Source organism: Chlorogloeopsis fritschii PCC 6912 (genome assembly GCF_000317285.1).
Lineage (GTDB): Bacteria > Cyanobacteriota > Cyanobacteriia > Cyanobacteriales > Nostocaceae > Chlorogloeopsis > Chlorogloeopsis fritschii.
The window spans coordinates 52,007-72,674 of record NZ_AJLN01000017.1 but is presented as its reverse complement, the minus strand read 5'-3'; the positions used below and the strand labels follow the sequence as shown (position 1 = coordinate 72,674).

18 protein-coding genes are annotated in these 20,668 nt (G+C 41.6%); 15 read left to right on the top strand and 3 right to left on the bottom strand.

Annotated elements, in window-relative coordinates:
• Both UYC_RS35200 and UYC_RS0101375 read left to right on the top strand, forming a co-directional pair.
• Positions 1–2,232 (top strand): efflux RND transporter permease subunit (locus tag UYC_RS35200; RefSeq protein WP_039751979.1); only part of this gene is annotated, 2,232 nt, incomplete at its 5' end.
• 122 nt (positions 2,233–2,354) lie between these two features.
• Positions 2,355–5,480, top strand: coding sequence for an efflux RND transporter permease subunit (locus tag UYC_RS0101375; RefSeq protein ID WP_016877602.1), 3,126 nt, complete (start codon positions 2,355–2,357; stop codon positions 5,478–5,480).
• A gap of 220 nt (positions 5,481–5,700) precedes the next feature.
• Here UYC_RS0101375 and UYC_RS0101370 read toward each other — a convergent pair whose 3' ends face one another.
• Positions 5,701–6,030 (bottom strand): DUF305 domain-containing protein, encoded by a 330-nt coding sequence (locus UYC_RS0101370; protein ID WP_235083054.1) that lies wholly within the window; start codon positions 6,028–6,030, stop codon positions 5,701–5,703.
• 11 nt (positions 6,031–6,041) lie between these two features.
• Between UYC_RS0101370 and UYC_RS0101365 the strand changes: the two genes are divergently transcribed.
• The 5 genes from UYC_RS0101365 (at position 6,042) to UYC_RS0101345 (ending at position 10,140) form a co-directional block, all read left to right on the top strand.
• Entirely contained in the window at positions 6,042–7,511 is a 1,470-nt protein-coding gene (locus UYC_RS0101365) for a LuxR C-terminal-related transcriptional regulator (protein WP_016877600.1), read from the top strand.
• Between the two features lie 187 nt (positions 7,512–7,698).
• Positions 7,699–8,043 carry a DUF3703 domain-containing protein gene (locus UYC_RS0101360; protein ID WP_016877599.1) on the top strand — a complete coding sequence of 115 codons (345 nt, stop codon included), beginning with the start codon at positions 7,699–7,701 and terminating at the stop codon, positions 8,041–8,043.
• Between the two features lie 168 nt (positions 8,044–8,211).
• Entirely contained in the window at positions 8,212–8,928 is a 717-nt protein-coding gene (locus UYC_RS0101355; protein ID WP_016877598.1) for a class I SAM-dependent methyltransferase, read from the top strand.
• Positions 8,929–9,016: 88 nt separating this feature from the next.
• A protein-coding gene (locus UYC_RS36230; protein ID WP_085951640.1) for an IS1 family transposase occupies positions 9,017–9,702 on the top strand; the annotation gives its coding sequence in 2 pieces (ribosomal slippage) (positions 9,017–9,341 and positions 9,341–9,702; 687 coding nt in all).
• A gap of 105 nt (positions 9,703–9,807) precedes the next feature.
• Positions 9,808–10,140: a TetR/AcrR family transcriptional regulator gene (locus UYC_RS0101345; protein WP_016877597.1), complete on the top strand. Its 333-nt coding sequence runs from the start codon at positions 9,808–9,810 to the stop codon at positions 10,138–10,140.
• A gap of 116 nt (positions 10,141–10,256) precedes the next feature.
• Here the strand turns inward: UYC_RS0101345 and UYC_RS0101340 are convergent, their stop codons facing one another.
• Together UYC_RS0101340 and UYC_RS38725 are read right to left on the bottom strand one after the other, a co-directional pair.
• Positions 10,257–10,595, bottom strand: a complete 339-nt coding sequence (locus tag UYC_RS0101340) for an ArsR/SmtB family transcription factor (RefSeq protein ID WP_016877596.1) — start codon at positions 10,593–10,595, stop codon at positions 10,257–10,259.
• A 35-nt stretch (positions 10,596–10,630) separates the two neighbouring features.
• Entirely contained in the window at positions 10,631–10,792 is a 162-nt protein-coding gene (locus tag UYC_RS38725) for a hypothetical protein (RefSeq protein WP_016877595.1), read from the bottom strand.
• Here UYC_RS38725 and UYC_RS36225 point away from each other — a divergent pair.
• The 8 genes from UYC_RS36225 to UYC_RS0101295 all read left to right on the top strand — a co-directional run bounded on the left by UYC_RS36225 (position 10,731) and on the right by UYC_RS0101295 (position 20,627).
• On the top strand, positions 10,731–10,907 hold the full coding sequence (locus UYC_RS36225) for a metallothionein (RefSeq protein WP_071588478.1): 177 nt from the start codon (positions 10,731–10,733) through the stop codon (positions 10,905–10,907). The genes UYC_RS38725 and UYC_RS36225 overlap by 62 nt on opposite strands.
• Before the next feature lie 989 nt (positions 10,908–11,896).
• Positions 11,897–13,585 (top strand): efflux RND transporter periplasmic adaptor subunit, encoded by a 1,689-nt coding sequence (locus UYC_RS0101325; protein WP_016877593.1) that lies wholly within the window; start codon positions 11,897–11,899, stop codon positions 13,583–13,585.
• 146 nt (positions 13,586–13,731) lie between these two features.
• The gene (locus tag UYC_RS0101320; protein WP_016877592.1) at positions 13,732–16,851 is read left to right on the top strand and encodes an efflux RND transporter permease subunit; all 3,120 of its coding nucleotides are present in this window, start codon (positions 13,732–13,734) and stop codon (positions 16,849–16,851) included.
• Positions 16,852–16,886: 35 nt separating this feature from the next.
• The gene (locus UYC_RS0101315; protein WP_016877591.1) at positions 16,887–17,429 is read left to right on the top strand and encodes a hypothetical protein; all 543 of its coding nucleotides are present in this window, start codon (positions 16,887–16,889) and stop codon (positions 17,427–17,429) included.
• Positions 17,430–17,462: 33 nt separating this feature from the next.
• A complete protein-coding gene (locus UYC_RS0101310; protein ID WP_016877590.1) occupies positions 17,463–17,822 on the top strand; it encodes a DUF190 domain-containing protein in 360 nt (119 codons plus the stop codon).
• Positions 17,823–17,833: 11 nt separating this feature from the next.
• Positions 17,834–18,745 (top strand): cation diffusion facilitator family transporter, encoded by a 912-nt coding sequence (locus tag UYC_RS0101305; protein ID WP_016877589.1) that lies wholly within the window; start codon positions 17,834–17,836, stop codon positions 18,743–18,745.
• A 465-nt stretch (positions 18,746–19,210) separates the two neighbouring features.
• Positions 19,211–19,999, top strand: a complete 789-nt coding sequence (locus UYC_RS35195; RefSeq protein ID WP_016877588.1) for a hypothetical protein — start codon at positions 19,211–19,213, stop codon at positions 19,997–19,999.
• A gap of 133 nt (positions 20,000–20,132) precedes the next feature.
• Positions 20,133–20,627 (top strand): DUF2808 domain-containing protein, encoded by a 495-nt coding sequence (locus UYC_RS0101295; protein ID WP_016879209.1) that lies wholly within the window; start codon positions 20,133–20,135, stop codon positions 20,625–20,627.
• The last annotated feature ends 41 nt before the right edge of the window (positions 20,628–20,668 follow it).

Sequence of the window (20,668 nt, the reverse complement as noted above, 5' to 3'; positions counted from 1 at the left end):
AGAGCCATTGAAAGGGCAATGGAGGAAGTTAAAGCTGGTTTGCCCAAAGATGTCAAAGTTACAGAAACTTTTCGCCAGGAAAACTTTATTGAAGCAGCAATTGAAAATGTTACCAGTTCTCTACGTGATGGTACTATCATCGTTTCGATTATCTTGCTGATGTTTTTGATGAACTGGCGCACTGCCGTTATTACCCTCAGTGCAATTCCTTTGTCAGTTCTAATTGGTATGTTAATTTTGGGTTGGTTTGGTCAAGGTATTAATACTATGACACTGGGAGGTTTGGCTGTCGCAATTGGCTCGGTGGTAGACGATTCGATTGTAGATATGGAAAACGCTTACCGAGGCTTGCGAAAGAATCAGTTAGCAGGAACTCCTGTACACCCATTTAAAGTAGTATATGATACCTCTGTCGAAGTAAGAGTTAGTGTAATTTTTTCTACTATAATTATTGCCGTTGTCTTTGCACCGATTTTCTCACTTACAGGCGTGGAAGGGCGGATATTTGCGCCGATGGGGGTTGCTTACTTAGTGTCAATTTTTGCTTCTACCTTTGTAGCAATGACCCTTTCCCCAGCTTTATGCGCGATTTTATTAGCGAACAGACGCTTACCTGCAGATGATACTTGGGTGAGTGCTTTATCGCAACGACTCTATCGACCAATGCTGAATTTTTCTATTCGCTTCCCCACAATTATTTTGGCAGTTGCTGGAGCATCTTTAGTAGCTTCTTTGCTTATTCTACCAAGTTTAGGGCGGGTGTTTTTACCGGAGTTTCAGGAACCATCTTTAGTAAACGCAGTTCTGCTTTATCCAGGGAGTTCTCTAGCAGCAACCAATCAAGTTGGATTTGTGATGCAGGATGCGCTCAAAAATGATAAACGATTTAAATCAGTGCAGTTAAGATCCGGACGTGCCCCTGGTGATGCAGATGCAGGTGGAGTTAACTTGGGACATTTAGATGTAGAACTGAGTGCAGAGGGATTGAAAGATAGGGAAGGAAGTATTGAGAAACTGCGAGCCGAATTTGCGAAGATACCCGGAGTTGCACCGAATATCGGCGGTTTTATTTCTCACCGCATGGATGAGGTATTATCTGGCGTAAGGAGTGCGATCGCAATCAAAATTTTCGGCCCTAACTTAGAAGAACTGCGTCGCCTTGGCACTGAAGTGCTAGCGGCTGTAAATGGAATTGAGGGACTTGTTGACTTACAACTTGAACCCCAAGTCCCGATTAAACAGTTGCAAATTAATTTTAACCGAGAAGCAGCGGCTCGCTACGGCTTAACTGTCGGTAATTTGACTGAGATGGTGGAAACTGCTCTGAACGGACGAGTTGTTTCCCAAGTTCTCAAAGAGCAGCAACTATTTGACTTGGTGGTTTGGTTAAAAGAAGATGCTCGCAATAACTTAAATATTATCCGTAACTTACTAGTAGATACTCCTACAGGTCAAAAAATTCCTCTTGCTCAAGTCGCCAGTATAGACTACGGCACTGGCCCCAACACAATTAACCGGGAAAATGTTTCTCGCCTCATTGTAGTGTCTGCAAACGTATCAGGTCGAGATTTAGGCTCTGTAGTAGATGAAATTCAAGCTCAAGTCAAAAACTCAGTACAACTACCCACAGGTTACTTTATTCAATACGGTGGTCAGTTTGAATCAGAACAACGAGCTACCTATAATTTACTGGTATTTGGAGGACTGGCAATTGTCATTATTGCAGTCTTAATGTACTTTGCTGTTAAATCTGTTGCAGCAATGCTGATGATTATGATTAATCTGCCTTTAGCAGTGGTGGGGGGCATATTTTCCATTGCTTTAGGGGGTGGAATAATTTCTGTGGCCTCGTTGGTAGGATTTATAACTCTGTTTGGAGTAGCGACACGTAACGGATTGCTACTAGTAGATAACTACAACAACAAGCTGGCACAGAAAATGAGTCTGCGGCAAGTCATATTTGAGGGTTCAATGGAGCGCTTAGTTGCTATTTTAATGACGGCTCTCACCTCAGCTTTGGGAATGATCCCTTTAGTCATTGGTACGGGCGCAGGTAAGGAAATCTTGCAACCTTTAGCAGTAGTAGTGCTGGGAGGGTTGTTTACTTCTACAGCATTAACATTACTTGTATTGCCTGCATTGTACTCTAAGTTCGGTAATTACTTAATACCTAAGCAAACTTTGTCAGAAGTTGAAAAGGTGAATAGAGTGGGAACAGTACTGGAGTGGTAAACAAAATTGACATATGAAATTTCATACTGATTTCATTTTATTTTGAGAAACTGGGGTAAAGGCTAGCCAATGCACAAGCACTGCGATCAAACTACAATCTTTCACTTGCCTAAAGTTTTAAAATGCTCAGTTCTATCATAAAATGGGCGATCGCTCGCCGTTGGTTAGTTATTCTGGGTACAATCATCGTTACTGTTTGGATATTTCGTACAATTATCCAAATGCCCTTGGATGTCTTCCCCAGTTTCGCTCCACCCCAAGTAGAAATTCAAACGGAAGCACCAGGACTTGCACCAGAGGAAATCGAATCTCTAGTCACTTTACCAATTGAAAGTGCAATTAATGGTACTCCGGGAGTTACAGCAGTACGTTCTTCCAGTGCGTCTGGAATCTCCGTTGTTAAAGTTATTTTTAACTGGGGAAGTGAAATTTATCAAGCTCGCCAGCTAGTAACAGAGCGACTGCAACAAGCGCAAAGTAAACTTCCAGAAGGAGTTGAAACACCGCAAATTTCCCCTACGAGTTCCCCCATTGGTACTGTACTGCAATACGCCTTTACATCAGAAAACACTTCCTTAATGGAAGTGCGGCGCATTGTTGATTGGCAAGTAACAAACCGCCTTTTGGCTGTCGGAGGTGTTTCTCAGGTAGTAGCATACGGCGGTGATAGCCGCCAATATCAAGTATTAGTAGATCCAGCAAAACTCAGAGCTTTTAATGTCACCTTAGAAGACGTAGAGCAAGCCGCCTCTGCTGCTAATGTTAATGCTCCTGGTGGTTATTTAATTACTCCCGACCGTGAAAAATTAATTCGGGGTATAGGGCGAATTGAATCTATAGAAGAACTACAGCAATCTGTAATTACTGCTCGCAATGGTACACCTGTAAAAATATCAGATATTGCCGACGTGCAAATCGGTGCAGCGATCAAACGAGGTGATGGCACCTTTAACGGTCAAAAGGCAGTGATTGTAATGATTAATAAACAGCCACAAGCCGATACTCCCACTGTCACCCGTGCAATTGAGGCGGCGATGTCAGAGATTAAAGCAGGCTTACCCAAGGATATTAAAGTTACCCCTACCTTTCGCCAGGAAAATTATATAGATTCTTCGATTGAAAATGTTCGAGAAGCGTTAATTGAAGGCAGCATTATTGTTGCTATTATCTTAATTCCATTTTTAATGAATTGGCGCAATTTAGCTATTTGTTTAACAGCTCTTCCTTTGTCTTTGTTGGTGGGAGTACTACTACTAAATTGGGTAGGGCAAGGTTTAAATACCATGACTTTGGGAGGGTTAGCAGTTGCAATTGGTTCCGCAGTTGATGATGCAATTGTTGATGCTGAAAATGTCTACCGTAACCTGCGAGAAAATAAATATTCTCCCAAACCACGTCCTGTTTTAGATGTGGTATTTGACGGTTGTCAAGAAGTACGTGATTCTGTATTTGGAGCCACCATTATTACTATAGTTGTCTTCTCACCAGTATTTGCTTTGACTGGCGTAGAAGGTAGCATTTTTATTCCAATGGGATTGGGTTATATGGCGGCTGTGATTGCTTCTAGTATCACAGCATTAACGGTCACTCCAGCTTTATGTGCAATATTGTTGCCTTACGGTCACTTACCAGAAACTGAACCTTGGGTAGCAAGATTTTTTAAGCGCCTTTATTATCCTTTAATAAATTTTTCTCTACGACGTTCTGGAATTATCATAGCTCTAGCTATTGCGAGTTTGGTAGCAGCAACTTTGATTGTTCCCTCATTTGGAAGAGTGTTTTTACCAGAGTTTCAGGAGCAAACTTTGGTGAATACCCTGACTCTTTATCCTGGTGTGTCTCTAGAAACCACCAATGCAGCTGGTGAAGCACTTCAACACGCTCTGAAGGGAGACTCTAGATTTCCCTACGTACAGTTACGTTCTGGACGTGCGCCTGGTGATGGGGATGCAGCAGGAGTAAATTTAGGACACTTGGACATCGAGTTAAGTGATGCAGGGATGAAAGATAGGGAGGGGACAATTGAGAAGCTACGGGAAGAATTTGCGAAGTTACCGGGAGTAGCACCGAATATTGGTGGTTTTATCTCTCACCGTATGGATGAAGTGTTGTCTGGTGTGAGAAGTGCGATCGCAGTGAAAATTTTCGGCAGTGACTTAGAACAACTCCGCACTATTGGACAGCAAGTTGATAATGTAATGAAAACTGTGAATGGGATTGTAGATTTACAACTAGAACCGCAAATACCAATCGAACAAATACAAATTAAGTTTAACCGTCCGGCTGCTTCGAGATACGGATTGACAGTAGGAAAACTTTCTGAAATTATCGAAACTGCCCTTAATGGTAGAGTTGTGTCTCAAGTTTTGGAGAAACAACAAACTTTTGACTTACTTGTGTGGTTAAAGCCAGATGCACGTCAAAACTTGGATACAATTCGCAATTTGTTAGTTGATACTCCTGACGGTCAAAAAATTCCTTTAGCACAAGTTGCCACAATTGAAAATGGTACTGGGCCAAACACTATCAACAGAGAAAATGTCTCTCGTTTAATAGTTGTTTCTGCTAATGCTAGTGGTAGAGATTTGCGCTCTATTGTGAATGAAATTCGAGATAAAGTAAAGCAACAAGTACAAATTCCTCCGGGTTACTACATTCAGTATGCAGGGCAATTTGAGGCAGAAGAAAGAGCCACTCAAAATATCTTAATTTTCAGTGCCATAGCCCTTGTTGCTATTACAGTCATCATGTACCTTTCAGTGAAATCTATTCCTTCTACCGCCATGATTATGATTAATTTGCCTTTGGCATTAGTCGGGGGAGTATTTTCAGTGGCTTTGAGTGGTGGTATTATTTCTATTGCCTCTTTGGTTGGCTTTGTCACTTTGTTTGGTGTTGCTACTCGTAACGGTTTATTACTAGTAGATAATTACAACACTAAATTTGCGGAAGGAATGCCACTTAAGGAACTGTTAATCAAAGGTTCAATGGAACGTCTCAATGCCATTTTGATGACAGCTTTTACATCGGCTTTAGGATTAGCGCCTTTAGTAATTGAGAGCGGGCCAGGAAAAGAAATTCTCCAACCACTTTCGATAGTAGTATTGGGTGGTTTGTTTACTTCTACGGCTTTAACGTTAGTGGTTTTACCTGCTTTATATGCTAAGTTTGGTAAAATTTTACTGCCTAAGCAAAATATGCCAGTAGTAAAGGATGGAAAGGTATCGAAAGCAGTTTTTGAAAATTAGACAATATTATAAATAAACACAAAATATCGTTCAATTTTGTTGCTGAGATATCTTGGAATTTAAGCAGAACAAAGTGTTGAAATAGGAGTGGTGTTACAAGAGCTAAGTATTAAGATTAGTGGCTACGTTGAGGGGTAAAACCTAAACGTAGCATATCTCTAAAAGGGTCAGCCAGTAACAGATAAAAGCACTTTCAACTATTACTGCACTGTCTGGTCAATTATTCTGAATATGACTTTGGATTAAGAAGACTGCGTTCAGTGTCAGGAGTATCAGCAGCCGAACCTGCAGCCGCTGATCCGACATAGTCTATATTGTAGATTTTTTTGAGCCAGCTTCGTAGCTGATTGATTTCTCTTGTTTGCTGAGTGACAACATTGGCACCTAAATTTACAAACTCTACATGATAAGCGCGGTCAATAATCTCCCCAGCGAATATGATGGCACCCCAGTGGTGCGAGGTTAAAGTCTTCATGAATGTGATATTAAAATCGTCTCCACTTAGTGCAGATAGCTGATTTATTACATTTTGACTAAACCTGTGAGGCACTACCACACGAGATGGTCTCGACTCGCCCGTGGTTGTTACTCTCCTACGCTTGGTCACTCGATTCACTCGGTCAACTTGCAGACGCAGCAGCAGCCTTGCAAAATATTGAACCTCTGCTCAAACAGCAGGGTGACTCGGAGATACTTTCGGGGCTTGTGACTGCCTTTAAGGGTGTGCAGGCGCGAGGGCAAGGAGAGGTATCCAAAGCGAGTACTCTAATCAAGCAAGGCTTGCAGCAGTTACCCAAAGATGATTCTTGGTTCCGAGCAATGATTTTGTTGAATTTGGGTGTCACCTACTTTGTTGCGGACAATTTTGCAGAAGCTCAAAAGGTGCTTCCCGATGTGACCAAACTTTGTCAAAAAGCAGGTGTTGCAGACCCAGCAATTGCTCCATTGTATTTACAAGCACAATTTTTGGCATTGCGCGGTCAAATAGACAACGCGATCGCACTTTGTCAGCAAGGAATAAACCTGGCAACCGAACGGGATTGCTTATCAACCTACGCGGGCGTTTTGGTAAAGGTGGCGATGGGCGAACTTTTGCGAGAGTGCAACCAACTGGAGTCAGCCGCACAACACCTGAGCGCAAGTATTGAGCGAGGTATTCAAGCCCAACAGCCAGGGGTGATGATGGGTTATATAACCCTAGCACGAGTGCTTATGGCACAAGGAGAAACCCAAGCCGCATGGCAGGCAATTTGGGCAGCCGAGCAGTGTCAACCTTGGCTGTGGCCAACGATTCTCTCTGTTGCAGCTTGTAAAGCCAGATTGCATCTGGCGCAGGGGAATTTAGAGTCAGCGATCGCCTGGGCAGAAGACAGCGGACTAAGTGTAGATGACGAACTTCGCTATAGTTTTACCGACCGACTGCTATGTGGTTCCGAACTCGATTACCTAACCTTAGCAAGGGTGCTGCTTGTTCGTGGCAAGTCAGCAAAAATATCTGAGCCATACTTGGATAATGCGATGCGATTGCTTTCTCGACTGTATGATTTTGCCAAAGCAGGCGGACGCAAAGCACGAGTCATGGAAATCTTGATATTACAAGCCTTGGGATGGCAAGCCTACGGAGATATCGAACAAGCATTGAGCATCTTGGAAGTAGCACTTAATCTTCCACATCAAGGAAATTATGTACGTATATCTGTCGATGAAGGTCAGCCAATGATGGAGTTGCTTCGTCATGCTGCCTCAAGGGGGATTAATCCTAAATATATCAGCCGTTTGTTGGCTGCTTTTGGTGCGGTTAACAAAGAAACATCTGCTACAGTTGAGCTTTTGATTGAGCCATTAAGCGATCGCGAACTAGAGGTTTTGCGCTACCTAGCAACAGGACTTTCCAATCACGCGAGCGCTGACAAACTCTTCGTTAGCCTCGCCACCGTTAAATGGCACGCCCGCAAAATTTACAGCAAGCTAAACGTGAGCAATCGCACTCAAGCAGTACATCAAGCTAGAGAATTGGGAATATTGAAGTAAGCACCGCCGCCTTCTGTGAAAATATCATTCCTCTTAAAAACTATCCTCTCAACTATCCTTTCGGTTAATGTCTGAATTCGACGAGAAGGCAACATTGTAACTAGAACGTCAAGGAGCGTCAAAAACCTTCTCACAATCAGGGATACTTAACAACCCGATTAATTTCTAGCATTGATAGGAGAAACAAATGAAAGCAATTGTCCGCGAACATTTTGAAACAGAATTACGCAAAGCCAAAACAGCCATTGCAGCTAAGGATTACGAAACTGCGTGGACGGCGTTGCAAAGGGCGCACATTCTCGGTCAGGCTTATCCTTTGCCTCATGCATTCGCTCATTGGGAAATGCTGAAACTGGCGTGGATACAGAGAGATTTCAAAGAAATAGCTGGACAAATTCTGCCAACTGTGCTTGCAATTCCTTTGACTTGGTTGTTTGGACGAATGCGCGAGCTGCGACCTGGTAGAGTAAACGTTGATGATTCAAAGCAGAGGTCTATTCCAGAGGATTTGCTTGAGATACTTAATCAGTGAAGTACTCCACACTTGTCCAAAAACTATCCTTCAAACTATCCTTGCAACTATCCTTTCGAGCAGTTGCTAAAACCAGTGAATACGCGACATTGAAACTACAACAGTTTAACAAGAGTGCCAGATTTGTTCGCAAGGTTTTAAATCGCGTTTGTCAAAGGAGGTTCGTCAATGGAATGGACGATAGGATGGTGGCAAATTTCAATTCAGCGAGTTTGGCCGACAAACGAGCAGCTAACCCGAATGTATAATCAGGCGGCTCCAGATTGGCATCATCTCGTCCAGCATTTTGGTGTCAGCCGCGCCTATGCCAAGTTATTCCAATCTCTGCAACAATCTGCCGTGCTAGATCATCTCCGAGACGGCTCAACTGTATGTGATTGTGGTATTGGTACAGGTGCTTTCAGTCTAGCTTTAGCCAAAACCGTGAGTTCCAAAATACAGGTTATTGGCGTGGATATTTCTTCACAGATGTTGGCAAAGGCACACCAACATTTTCTGCAAACAGGTGTAAATCACCAAATCTATCAAGGTGATGTCAATACATTAGCATTTCACGACAAAACCTTTGACTTGGTTATAAGTGCCCATATGATAGAGCATTTGCCAAACCCTACTGTGGGACTCCAAGAAATGGTAAGGGTTTTACACCCAGGTGCACCGCTTATCCTTGCGGTAACACGTCCAGGGCTACTCGGTTTTTGGTTTCAATGGCGCTGGGGAAACACTTGCCTTGCTCCAAAAGTTCTGGCAAAGATGATGAGCGAGGCAGGGTTAACCAACATTCGTTTCTATGAGTTTACGTTTGGATTGTCGCATTTTACAAGTATTACATGTGTAGGATTTAAAAAGGAGCAACAAAGCCGGGCAAACCCATATAGATACTAGACTGTCCAAGCCACGATGACGCTGTTAGTATTATTTGCTTTAAAAAAGCGGCGTTGCATAATAGAGGGATGAATTGAGGTCATCTACTGTGCAATGTTCATACTGTGGGTCTACGAGAGTACGGAAGAACGGAAAACGAAGAGGTAAACAGAATCACATCTGTCTCTCATGCGAGCGCCAATTTATCGACGTGTATGATCCGCCCAAAGGATATTCTGAGGAGCTAAAACAAGAATGCTTAAAAATGTACCTCAATGGTATGGGTTTTAGAGCAATTGAACGAGTTAAAGGTGTTCATCATACTACTATAATTTATTGGGTTAAACAATTAGGGGAAAAGCTTCCAGATGTCCCAAAGGAAGAGGCTATTCCAGAAGTAGGAGAATTGGATGAGTTGGAAACATTTATAGGTTCAAAAAAAACACTCTTTGGCTGTGGACAGCAGTAAATCACTTTAGTCAAGGTATTTTAGCCTGGGTTTTAGGAGACCGTAGTGCTGAAACGTTTAAACCATTGTGGGAAATTGTTAAACAATGGAAAAGCTATTTTTATGTGACAGATGGCTGGAAAGTTTACCCAAGTTTTATCTCTGATGGAGACCAAATTATAAGCAAAACATACATGACACGAGTTGAAAATGAGAACACCCGATTACGGCATTATCTTGCACGACTCCACCGAAAAACCTTGTGTTATTCTAAGTCAGAAGAAATGCTTAGATACTCAATTAAATTATTACTACACTATCTGAGGTATCAAACTGTACTTACATAAATCTATTCATCCCTGTATTCAGCAACGCCAAAAAAGCTTTTACATTAGCTTTAGATGACACCTTTAAAAATATAAGAACCAATCATATCTTCAACTCGTATTTTCATGAACCAAAACAGGAGACGCAAAATTATCACAAACCCGCGTAAACTTCCACAACAGGAACGCTCAAAAATAACTGTAGATGCAATCCTCACTGCAACTGCTCGCATTTTAGTTAAAGATGGGTACGCGAAAACCAATACTAACCGGATTGCAGAATTAGCTGGTGTGAGTATTGGCTCATTATATCAATACTTTCCAAGTAAAGAGGCTATAATTGCAGCCCTCATCGAGTGTCATGTTGTTGAAATGGTTAACTCAATTAAAACAAAAACAAAATTATGCTTAGATAAATCTTTAGAGTATGGGTTACACGAACAAGCTTGCCTAATCTAACTTTCAGTTATTTCGATGGGAAGAAATCAACCTCTCTAACGATTGTGGAATGCTATGCAAAACCCAATCTAAATCCGTGAACAACGAGTTTTCCGGAGAATAAATAAAATATGCCCTTAATCGTAATGATCGCATTGGTTTACACCTAAAGCGACATCAGCTAGTAATTCATCAGCTAGGTCAAGAAGCTTGGCTATTCGTTCATCACTGAGTTGATAGTAAACAAAACGCCCTTGCTGTTGGCGAACAACCAAATCGCAACAGCGCAAACACCCAAGATGGTTAGAAACATTAGACTGAGTGAGTCCTGTCATCTCAACAATTTCGTTGACAGTTAGCGGTCTAGAACGTAATGCATTGAGAATAGCCATACGTGAGTGGTCAGAAAATCCTCGAAACAGTTTGACTTTCAAGTTGGCTGCTTGAGTTTTGGCGATTTTAGTTTTAGCAATCATTGAAATATCTCGAAAAGCTTTATTATTTTTACATATCAGTATTGACTGATATTATATTCTTGTCGAGCCAAGGCAGCGATCGCTACTCTTGCCTCTGATCTAATAATTTCACAACAAAAAGGAGAAAGTAAAGCTATGGCAGCAACAGTAAACCAAGTCAAATGCGCCTGTGGTACTTGCCTGTGTGTTGTTCCCATTGATCAAGCTGTGATGAAGGACGGCAAACCTTACTGCTGTGAAGCTTGTGCCAATAGTCATCAAAGTGGTGAAGTCTGCACTCAATGCCAATCTGTTTGTGGCTGTGCTAAATAAAACTAGAAAATCTTCTTGTTGTACCAGGTAAAATTTACTGCTGTGGTTAGGTTTAACCTAAGCGTGGTAGTTGGTGGTGTCTAAGGACTTGGAGCCGAGCCGTGCTTGCGTCTTGCAAGTGTACGGCTCCTGAGTCATAAAATCGGAATATCTATTACAAATTGGTTGATAGCCATATCATCGATTTGTATTGTTCTATGGCAGAACACTTTGATGAATTAAATGTTTAGGTGCTATTTTATCTGGTTATAAAGACCATAGATAAGTTTTAAAAGTAAGTTTTAAAATCTATTTCAGTATCAGTTGGAATTAAGCTGTACACCAAAGGCTGAAGGTAAATTCCAACCGTTTTAGATGAGGTATGACTCACTGTAGCCGCTGGTACTGCATCAACACCCCAAGCGTAAACATCGCTACAGAAAAACATAGCTAGCACAACAGAGCAAGAAAAAGAGATCCAAGAGTGGAAAATTATTGCGTTAGTTCTAGTAGCGCTGTTAGAATTAAGGATTTTTGGGATAGTAGTGCGGTGTATCGTGAAACGCTGATACTCACAACTGATGGAAGTAGCAACTAGCCAAAAAGACAATACTAAACGAATAGATAACCAAGCTAATAATCCATAGAATTTTAGAGAATTGACTAGCAAGTTTTTTGCTGATTAAAGTTGTCAATTATTAAAGCAAAAAGCGATCGCATTTAATAATTAGTCACTCTTTCTACCTGAGTGCAGAAGCGTTGTAGACATCTATGACAGTAAATACGTTGATACTCTGCCTAAACAATAGTAGTCGCCATTCAAAATTTCACCCGAATTTCATATCAATATGAAAGACTGAATAAAGAACGCTAGTTAAACTTCTTAAAACTACTTGTAAAAACAATGTAACTAGCTCAATACAGTGCGAGATCCAAATTCCTCCTAAAGATACCAACATTCATTTCGAGTGTAACTCTGATTTCTCCTAACTCACAGGATACAATTAGCGATGGTAATATCTAAGCGTTATCAACCTTCTATTCCACTCCGTTGTACTTCTTCCATAGTACTTAGTTTGCTCCTGCTATCTGCTCCTACATCTGTTTTCGCCGGTGGTGGACATGACCACAGTGGCGGAAGTGCATTTCAAAGTGGAAGCGAAACAAGTGGTTCAATAGAAGTTGATGCCGAAACAGCCCAGCAGTTAGGAATTAGAGTCGAACCAGTAAAAAGACAACCATTGGCTTTGGGTATTAAAGCCACAGGACAGATTGAAACTCTACCTAGCCAAAGAGTAGAAGTAACTACCCCAATTTCTGGAGCAAAAGTAGTTGAACTTTTAGTCGAACCTGGTGCAAGAGTTCAAAAGGGTCAACCTGTAGCTGTTTTGACCAGTCCAGATCTAGTAAGCTTACGTGTGGAATCTCAGGAAAAACTTGCTCAAGGACAAGCAGATTTGCAGCAAGCCCTAGCCGATCTCAGGCTAGCCCAGCAAAACTACGATCGCTACCAACAAATCGCCACAGCTGAGATAGCTCAAACACAGAGCCAAGTGGCATTTGCACAAGAAAAGTACGACAAAGACAAGCAGTTAGCTGATGCTGGTGCTTTGCCACGTCGCAACGCTCTCGAATCCCAAACTCAGCTAGCAGAAGCCAAAGCGAAACTTGTAACAGCTTCAAGTCGCCGTGATGTGATCGAAGCTGAAAATCAACTCAAACGCGCTCAAGCAGCAGTTAAAGTAGCACAATCACGTATCAATCTCAGTAATACCACTTATCAAACTCGACTGTCTCAACTAGGAGCGCTCGCTAACGCCAAGGGACTAGTGACAGTAACATCTCCCCTGGACGGTAAAGTTGCTGACCGAGAAGTTACTATCGGTCAATCATTTCAAGACGCTGGTGGCAAACTGATGACAATATTGAATGACAGCAGGATATTTGCCACAGCTAATATCTATGAAAAAGATTTAAACAAGGTAAAAAGAGGTCAGCCACTCAGAGTAAAAATTAGTTCTTTACCTAATCGTATCTTTACTGGCAAAATTACTCGAATTGGCTCAGTAGTAGAAGGCGAAACACGAGTAGTACCAGTGCAAGCAGAAATAGAAAACTCTGGTGGACAACTTAAACCCGGAATGTTTGCTGAACTGCAAGTATTAACAAACGAAACATCTGCACCTGTCTTAGCAATTCCTAGCTCTGCTGTGGTAGATGCAAATGGCAAAAAAATGATTTATGTCAAAAATGGTAATGCCTTTCAGTCAGTTGATGTTAGTGTTGGTCAAACATCTGGGGATTTGGTAGAGATAACCAGTGGTTTATTTGAGGGAGATTTAGTAGTCACTCAACGTGCGCCACAACTTTATGCACAGTCATTACGGGGTGATAATAAAGCTAAAGAAGAAGAACATAATGAAGAAGGTGGTTCCCACACAACTGAGGCTAAAACTAACAGCTTGCCAATACCCTTATGGTTGTTAGGTGCAGGGGGAGGAGTAGCGATCGCAACTTTGGCTTTCCTCGCTGGTAGTTTCTGGTCTAGCCGTCGTGCCCGTTCCCGTCAAGTACCAGTAGGTGATGGGTTCAATTATGAAACCGAGGTTTATATCGACAACCACAAACAACCAACACCCTCTACTTCCAACACTTCTGTGGAAGAGCAGGAAAACTATCGTCGTTCAGACAGTAATTAATGGTTAGTGGTTAAAAGCAATGAACAATTGGCAACCAACAACAAACAATTAAATTATGACTAGTGCAGTTTTGCTAAATGGGTAATTTCTCGACGTTGGTTAGTAGCGATTGTAGCACTGTACTATACGTTTAAATAAATCAAAATATGCTTAATTCCATTGTTAAATGGTCTATTGCCCAACGCTGGCTAGTAGTTATTGCTTCTATTCTCATATCTGTTTGGGGCTTCCGCATCCTTACACAGATGCCACTTGATGTGTTTCCCAGTTTTGCCTCACCCCAAGTCGAAATTATGACCGAAGCCCCAGGACTTGCACCAGAGGAAGTGGAGTCCCTGGTGACTCGACCGATAGAAAGTGTGATTAACGGTACCCCCGGATTAGAAGCATTGCGTTCTTCCTCGGCTGTCGGTCTTTCCGCTGTAAGAGCTACTTTTAGTTGGGATACAGAAATTTATCGCGCCCGTCAATTGGTAACGGAACGGTTGCAACAAGCACGCAGCCAGCTACCGCAAGGCGTAGAAGACCCAGAGGTTCTTCCTGTCAGTTCGCCTCTAGGATGGACTGTTAAATACGCCTTTACTTCTGAAACCACTCCTTTAATGGAGGTCTGGCGGATTGTCAATTGGCAGGTGAAAAACCGCCTGTTGGCTGTCCCTGGCGTTAGTAATATTGTCATATTTGGTGGAGACGAGCGCCAATATCAAGTGTTAGTAGACCCAGATAAGTTGAAAGCGTTTAATGTCTCCCTTGATGATGTCACTAAAGCAGCACAAGCAGCCAACGCCAATGCACCAGGGGGATTTTTAATTACTCCCGACCAAGAGACATTGGTGCGAGGGGTAGGGCGAATTGAATCTATTGAACAACTTAAGAAATCAGTAATTAAAGCCAGCAATGGCACACCTGTACTTCTCGAACAAGTGGCAGATGTGCAAATCGGTGCAGCACTCAAACGCGGCGATGGTAGTTCTGCGGGTAAGAAAGCGGTGATTTTGACTGTCAATAAACAGCCAACTGCTGATACACCAAGCGTTACAAAGGCGGCTGAAGCAGCAATGGAAGAGCTAAAAGCCAGCTTGCCTAAAGATGTGAAAGTCACCGAAACCTTCCGCCAAGAAGATTTTATCGAAGCCTCTATCAAAAACGTTGAAGAAGCTTTGCGCGATGGCACGATTATTGTTTGTGTCATCTTGATTCTATTTTTGATGAATTGGCGCACGGTGATCATTACCTTGAGCGCGATTCCCGTGTCTTTGTTGTTGGGAATGATGATCCTCAATTGGACGGGACAAGGCATCAACACGATGACTTTGGGCGGACTTGTTGTGGCGATTGGTTCGGTGGTAGATGATGCAATTGTGGATATGGAAAATTCCTACCGCCGTTTGCGAGAAAATCAGATAGCAGGCAATTCTGTACCACCACTGCAAGTTGTTTTCAATAGTTCAGTGGAAGTACGGGTGAGCGTCTTGTTTTCCACAATTATTATTGCAGTCGTTTTTGCACCAATCTTTGCCCTTTCTGGGGTAGAAGGTCGGATTTTTACACCAATGGGTATAGCTTATTTGCTGTCAATTGTGGCTTCAACCTCGGTAGCACTGACATTGACTCCGGCATTATGCGCTCTGTTGTTGGTAAATCGGCGTTTACCAAGTACAGAAACTTGGGTTGAACGACTTTCCCATCGCCTGTATCGTCCGCTTTTGAAATTTTCTCTACGTCGCCCCAAAATTATTTTGACAGGTGCGATCGCTAGTTTTGTGGCTTCAACAATGATTCTGCTCTCGTTAGGGCAAGTTTTTTTACCAGAATTTCAAGACCGCGCCTTGGTGATTACCACGATTCTGATGCCTGGTCAATCTCTGGATGCTACCAATCAGGTAGGCTTGGCATTGGAAAATACTCTTAAAAAAGACCCCCGGATTCAAGCAGTTCAGTTCCGTTCTGGACGCGCGCAAGGTGATACGGAAGTAGCTGGTGTTAATGTTGGAGAACTAGATGTTCAACTGAGTGAAGAGGGAGGAAAAGACCGAGATAAGGCAATTGAAATGATTCGGGAGCAATTTGAGAAAATTCCCGGTGTAGTTCCCAATATCGGTGGTTTTATTTCACACCGCATGGATGAAGTACTCTCAGGCGTGCGGAGTGCTATAGCTGTAAAAATTTTCGGCCCCGATTTAGAACAACTCCGCCAGCTTGGTCAACAAGTACAATCAGCTATGGGTGAGGTTTCCGGTTTAGCAGACTTGCAATTAGAACCGCAAGTACCAATGAAACAGGTGCAAATTCAGTTTGACCGTAACGCAGCAGCTCGCTATGGTTTGACTATTGGCGAATTATCAGAGACGGTAGAAACTGCACTCAATGGGCGAGCTGTTTCTCAGATCTTAGAACAGCAACAAACCTTTGACTTGATTGTTTGGTTGCAAGAAAAATACCGCAACAATATCGAAGTCATCCGCGATTTGCTGGTTGATACACCCAACGGACAGAAAATTCCCTTAGCTCAAGTTGCAAAAATTGACTACGGTACAGGCCCTAACACCATTAACCGTGAGAATGTCTCTCGTTATATTGTAGTCTCCAGTAATGTGGCTGGACGCGATTTAGGTTCTGTGATTAAAGATATCCGGGATCAAGTTAAGCAAGAAGTACAATTACCTCCTGGATATTACATTGAATATGGTGGTCAATTTGAAGCGCAAGAGGGAGCCACAAAAACTTTACTTTGGGCTGGTGGATTAGCTTTTGTCGCTATTGCAGTTCTGATTTACTTTGCTGTCAAGTCGATTCCTGCAACCATCATGATTTTGATAAATTTGCCCTTGGCATTAGTGGGTGGAGTCATTTCCATTGCCTTGGCTGGCGGTATTCTATCTGTAGCTTCAATGGTAGGATTTATTACCTTATTCGGCGTTGCTACACGTAATGGACTATTACTGGTTGAGAACTACAATTCTAGGATGGCAGAAGGACAGCCTCTGCGGCAGGCTTTGATGGAAGGGTCGGTAGAAAGGCTGGCTGCTATCTTAATGACAGCGTTAACATCAGCTCTGGGTATGGGACCCTTGGTAATTGGTAGCGGAGCCGGAAAAGAAATCCTCCAGCCACTAGCCGTTGTGGTGTTAGGTGGATTGTTTACCTCTACTGCTTTAACTCTTTTAGTTCTGCCAGCTTTGTATGTCCAGTTTGGTAAGTTTTTAATGCCAAGAAAAACTGAACCAATGATGCAGTCAGAAGTTGCAGGAGAGGTAAGTTTTTAGTTGTTAGTTTACTAAATATTGAGGAGTGTAAATCAATGAAATTGTTGAAGACCAATTTCGTAGTTTTAGGCAGTGTAGGTTTGCTTTTCTTAGGTGCTTGTAGTGGCAGTAATCAAGTTGCAAATTCAGAGAGTGGAACAGCATCAACAACAGAAACGGCTGCCAAGTCTGAAATCACAGCAAAAGATAACCACTCAGAAAGTGATGGTCATTTTCATAATCAAAATAATGCTCAAGGTCATTCCGAAGATGGTAAAGGTGAACATTCACACGGCGGTCAAGTTATTGAGTCTGGGCAGTATCATTTAGAGTTTGTTGCCGAACCAAAAGATGATGGAAATCACTTAGATTTCTATTTAAAGAAAGGAGAAAAGCACGATGTAGTTCCAGATGCAAAGGTAACGGCTCAAGTTCAACTACCTGATGGTAGTCAAAAATCGCTTCCTCTCACTTATGAAGCTAAAGAACAACACTACCATGCTGTACTTTCTGAAAAAGCAGCAGGCGAGTATAAAGTTGCTATTCTTTCTGATATCAATGGCGAAAAAGTGAACGGTCGCTTTACCTTTAAACGATAATTAATAGCAAGTGGTAGCAATGAGATAACAGTTATGGTTCACCAACACGACCACGAACCAACTAAATGGAAGCAACTAACAATCTATATTAGTGAGTCTGATAGTTGGCAACACCAACCCTTTCACCAAGCTCTACTAGGAATAGCTCGCAAACAGGGAATAACAGGGATGTCGGTGATGCGGGCAATTTCCGGATATGGCAAGCACGGTATTTTTCGGACTATGAACGAGTTAGATCCATCTATTGAGTCATCTGTGCTACCACTTGTTATTACGGTTATTGATAGTGAGAGTGCAATAACCGAATTTTTTTCCTTGGTCAAAGATATGCTTAAAGATAAGTTTGTTACTTGTCAAAGCATAGAAGTTGTCTCACCTTTGGTAACACTTTAAGGGCAGCATTCATGTCTCATAGTAACGATCGCAGCCACGGGCCGACTAATTACAACCGTGCCTTCATTATCAGCGTTACCCTCAACACTGGGTTTGTTGTTGTTGAAGTAATTTATGGGTTAGTTGCCAATTCCCTTGCTCTACTAGCCGATGCTGGTCACAATTTGAGTGATGTTCTAGGTTTGTTACTTGCCTGGGGAGCAAGCTTCCTCGGTCGTCGCCAACCAACACCACGTCGCACTTACGGATTACGTCGCTCCTCTATTTTGGCTGCTTTGTTGAACGCTATCCTCGTACTCGTAGCTTCTGGTGCAGTTGCATGGGAAGCTATCCAGCGTTTCCTTAAACCCAGCCCAGTTTCAGGCAGTACAATTATCGGCGTGGCTGCGGTAGGTATTGCCATCAATATGGGAAGTGCCTTAATGTTCTTATCTGGTCGTGAAAGAGACTTGAACATTAGAGGAGCTTTCCTTCACTTAGTCGCTGATGCGGCGGTGTCTTTGGGTGCAGTCCTAGCTGGCATAGCTATTGTTACCACTGGTTGGCTATGGTTTGACCCTGTTGTGAGTTTGATGATTGTTGTCGTGATTGTTATGAGTACTTGGCAATTGTTCCAAGAATCTCTCAACTTGGTGACAGATGCCGTACCAGCAGATATTGAACCACTTGCCGTCCGCACATACTTGGCTGAACTTCCTGGTGTAGCTAGTATCCATGATTTGCACATCTGGGCGATGAGTACCACCGAGACAGCACTCACAGCTCACTTGATAATGCCCACAGGACATCCCGGCGATGCTTTTTTAGAACAGGTAAATCGAGAGCTTCACGACAATTTTAGTATTGAACACACCACTATTCAGATAGAGTTTGGCGACCCAAATTATCCATGTCCTCTTACTCAAGACAATACTGTTGTTTAAACCAATAGCCTTGCTGCTGATGAGACGCAACTAGTCGTTGATTTAAACGATTATCGCGTCTATGTTTACCGCTGACTTAAGAATTTATCAGGAGAAAAGAATCAACCCCAGTGTCATGCAAAATTTGGTTTTTTAATGACACAGAACTTTTAATCAATAGCAAGCAAATTTATTCGTGGCAAAATTAAGAGGCTTTATTAAACAATAAAGATATTTACTCTGTTTATAAGATATTAATAGGCTTAAGATTACAGAATTATAATGGATGGTTTCTAGATGTTTTTTTTACAGTCTTACTTTTCATCCTGATTTCATTTTAATGCCATAAAGTAGAGAGTAGAGACTGAAAATTTGACTTTTATAGCTCTCTAAAAATTTCTAGTTGTGCCACTGAGTACTTGGTAGAACTAGACTTTTGGATATTGATAAAAAATTCAAATGAAATCAAGGTCGTCATCTAAAAAGATGAGTTTTATTCCCCGAACTATCCTGCAAACTATAAGAAAATTTCAGCAGACGTTAAATCCAAATGCCGAGACAAAGGTTATTGAAGAGTTTCGCGCCACTCGCCGTCAAACTATTTCCTCTATCCATTTTTTGTTAATTCTGATTTTAGTTCCACTACTTATAAATCAACTTTCTAGAAATTTTGTAATCACTCCTTTAGTTGAAAAGTTATGGAATTTAAGAGAGTCAGACGTTTTCCTAAACTCTTCTCAAGAAGAAAAAGCCTTAGCTGAATTAAAAAGATTTGAGCAAAATCTTTACTTTGAAGCTCGAATTGGAAAAATTCCAAAGCTTTCTATCGAAGCTGTCCAACAGAAACTAAAGGAAAAGGCTAGCACTATAGCAGAAGAAAGTAAAATTGATAGTATTAATGCAGTGACAAACATCTTTGCAGATATACTAACAGCAGCTACATTTATTGTTTTAATTTTAACAGGGAAGCAACAGCTATCTATTATTAGGTCTTTTGCTGGTGATATAACTTACAGTTTAAGCGACTCCGCTAAAGCTTTTTTAATTATTCTATCTACAGATATATTTGTCGGTTTTCACTCTCCTTATGGTTGGGAAATAATTCTAGGAAGTACTTTAAACCATTACGGGTTACCGGAAAACAAGAGTCTTATTTCTCTGTTTATTGCTACTGTGCCAGTAATAATGGATACCATTTTCAAATATTGGATATTCCGTTACCTCAATCGCAGTTCTCCTTCAGCCGTAGCTACCTATCGAAACATGAATGAATAATTTCTCATGAACTGCAAAAATTTCATCGTAATTTCATAGCAAGCTGTCATCCTTGTTAAAGAAAGAAAGATTCATATACCAAATATGAATCTGTAATAAGTTGACACATTTTCCTACCTGACCAGCCAAAATGATGAATAGAATGCTGATTTATGCTGCTACATTTGCTTTGGCGATGTCTGCGACAAGCTTCGCTAACGCATCTATAATTTCTGTAGGCTATGCAACTGCCAATACAGATGATAAAGTTCCCAATCTTGATAACAGTTTGCAACTTCCTCCTATTCAATGGAGGCTTGTTAAACATTCTTTTCGATTACATATTCCCCGGAATAATAAAGCTCTTTCCCAGCTAATTATTGATGCTCCACCAACTGTTGCTGTAAGTAATGATATTGAAGTATTAGATGAAAATGGTCGAGAGATTAACATTAATATTTCTGTAAATGGTAGAAAAATTATAATACATTTTCCCGAAACAGTTATTAATAATACTCAGCTTAATATTAACCTCAATAAAGTAAAACAACCAATTCAAGGATCAGCTTCTATCTATAAACTTTTAGTTAAAGTTGTTGGTAGTGATATAGAAATTCCTGTAGGTGTAGCTCAGTTCACCACATTTTAGTTTTAAAATAGCTTGAGCATATTTATTATTTTTAGCTCGGA